The sequence below is a fragment of the Mesorhizobium sp. M7A.F.Ca.CA.001.08.2.1 genome, assembly GCF_003998455.1.
Taxonomy (GTDB): Bacteria; Pseudomonadota; Alphaproteobacteria; order Rhizobiales; family Rhizobiaceae; genus Mesorhizobium; species Mesorhizobium ciceri.
In genome coordinates this window covers 1-2,652 of record NZ_RZPW01000816.1, presented here as the reverse complement: position 1 = coordinate 2,652, position 2,652 = coordinate 1, and the positions used below count along the sequence as shown (strand labels likewise).

The 2,652-nt window shown below is 63.4% G+C and carries 2 protein-coding genes; both read right to left on the bottom strand.

The genetic code is table 11. The features are described from left to right. Positions 1-1,291 (bottom strand): tetratricopeptide repeat protein (locus EN914_RS31420; protein ID WP_164779047.1); only part of this gene is annotated, 1,291 nt, incomplete at its 3' end. A 46-nt stretch (positions 1,292-1,337) separates the two neighbouring features. Next, positions 1,338-2,652 (bottom strand): HlyD family type I secretion periplasmic adaptor subunit (locus EN914_RS31415; RefSeq protein WP_127389504.1); only part of this gene is annotated, 1,315 nt, incomplete at its 5' end.

Here is a 2,652-nt window from a genome sequence, read left to right as displayed (position 1 = left end):
GCATTCGCGCGTAGGCATATTGCGCATCGGCCACGCCTTCGGCTGCCCGCCTCACCCATCGGGCAGCTTGCTCCTCGTCCTTTCGCACGCCGACGCCCTCGGCAAAGCAGAGGCCGAGGTTGAACGCTGCAATCAGATCGCCCGATGAGGCGGTCGCCTCGAACCATCCAGCGATGCTGGCGCGGTCGCCAGGCTCGCCTGCTCCTTCGATAACCAGATTGGCAAAGTCGACCTGCGCTTGCTGATTTCCCGCATTTGCGGACGTACGCAGCCAGCGCGCTCCCTCTTCGACGTCCCGTGCGACTCCGTTTCCGGAAAGATAAAGCGATGCCAACGCACGGGCAGCAGCCTGATGGCCGGCATTTGCCGCCCGTCGGTACCATGTTGCGGCGTCCGCATAGTCTGGCGGCGAACTCTTCACATGCCGATCGCCCAGACGATAGGCTGCCTCAATATTTCCTGCCAATGCGGCCCGCCGCATCCACGCCTCGCCGGCGGCGATATCTTGACCTGCAAGGCCACCCTCGATGAGCGCCGATCCCAACCGGAATTGGGCTGAGGGCAAGCCTTTCTCCGCGGCAAGCTGATACAGTCGCGCGGCTGCCGGTCGATCAGCTGGCATGCCGCGTCCATGCTCAGTCAGGACCCCAAGAAGGTAGATTGCGGTTGGCAGACCGGCGTCGGCAGCGCGTCGAACCTCGGCGGCAACTTTGGCCGTCTGCGCAGGCTGCCCGCGCCGGGCGAGGGAAAGAGCAAGGCCCAGGCATCCCTCAGGGCAGCCGGCTGCCGCAGACTTCTCATACCAGCCATGCGCCGCATCCAGGTCCCGCATCGCTTCGGGGCCTCTGCTAAGGATATAGGCGAGAATTGCCTGCCCGGTTGCGGAGCCAGCTTCGGCTGCCTTTTTCGCGAGCCCGAACGCTGCCGCGAATTCCGGCTCCCGCGAGGAATCCCGTTCGAACAAGCTTTGCGATTCCAAGCCATTGCCGTCGGGCTCCTGCGCCGCCAGTCCAGCCACGTAAAGCGCGGCGAGGAGCGACTGGGCATCGGGGCTGCCGTGATCGGCCGCTCGCCGCAGCCAACGCGCGCCTTCCGACCGGCTTGGCGGCACACCCAAACCTTCGAGATAGCAACGAGCGACGCGGTATTCGGCCTCGACAATCCCGGCGCGTGCCGCAATTGCCAGCAGCGGAAAGGCTTCTAAAGGCTTGCCGCTGTCAGAAAGCTGGATCGCCCGGCGCAATACCAGCGCTGGTGGACCGTAAGCAGTCAGGCGGTCAAGGATTGCCATCGATGCGAGAACGCATACCTCCGTTTGTCGCGCACGGCGCCCGAGCCTATGGCTCCCTCATCGCTTCTTGGCCTAGGGGGAGTATGGCGCCGAGAATATACTTGAGCACGGTACGGCGGCCGACCTTGACGTCAGCGGTTACCGGCATGCCAGGGACGATCGTGAAACTTGCGGGCACGCCATGGAGGGCGACCTCGTCGATGGAAATCTGCGTGCGGTAAAACAGGTCAGCGTCCGGGGGCAGCATGGCCAACGAACTGTTCGGGTCGCGCGCCTGTTCCCGGGCCGAGAAGGAATCCGGGCTCACCGTGCGCACAGTGCCATGCGCGAGGCCATATTGCGAATATGGAAAGGTGTCGAACTTGATGGCCACGGGGTCACCGACGTGGACGAACCCACTGCTACGGCCGACAATGTTCGTTTCGATTTCAAGCACCGCGTCGTCCGGCACCAGGGTCATCAGCCGGTCACCCGATTGCAGGATCGACCCGACGGAAACCTTCGCCACTGACTGAACGATGGCGTTTGCATCGCTTTTCAGCTCAACCAACTGTTTACGCAGCTTTGCCTTGTTGAGAAGCTCACGGGCATCGGACATACGCGAGCCCGCCTCCGACAGGCCTTGCGAGACTTCCGCGCGCCAGCTCTGGATGTAGCCATCGCGGTCGGCGGCCACCGTCGCCTGTTGTCGCTTGGCAGCTTCCGATGTCTGCTCGGCGTTGCCGAGCGCCCGGGACATCTCTGCCCAGTTGTCCTCGGCCAGAAGCGTATTGAGGCGGCTGCCCACCTGTCTTGCTTCCAGTTGCTTGCGCATCCGTTCGATCGAAGCCGCGACGGCCAGTCGCTGGCGGTAGTCGTTAGCATCGGACCGGGAACGCGAGATCACGGAACTGAGTTCATCGCTCTGCCGGTCAAAACTCGACAGCTTGGCGTCGTAGACAGCTTTTCGACGATCGAAGATCGATGCCTGCAGGGTCCAACTCGGGTCCAGACCGTCATAGCTGAAGGGCTTTCCGTCGGCTTCCGCTTTCAAACGGGCCACTTCGGCTTCAAGTGTCGAGACCTGTGTCGTCAGCGCAGCAAGGTCAGCGGAGGCGAAGGTCGCGTCGAGGCGAGCAAGCGTTTGACCGGCTCGCACGCGCTGTCCTTCGCGCACCTCGATCGAGCGGACGATCGCCGTCTCGAGCGGCTGCACCAGAATATTCGGCGATTGCGACACCACGAGCCCTCTGGTGGAGACGACCTGATCGACCGGTATGAGCCCTGAGAGCGTTAGCAGGGCAACGACCATGCTTGAGATGATCCAGACCATGCCGCGCGCCATCCGTGGGACGGGCGCATTGGCGATGGCCGTCGACGGC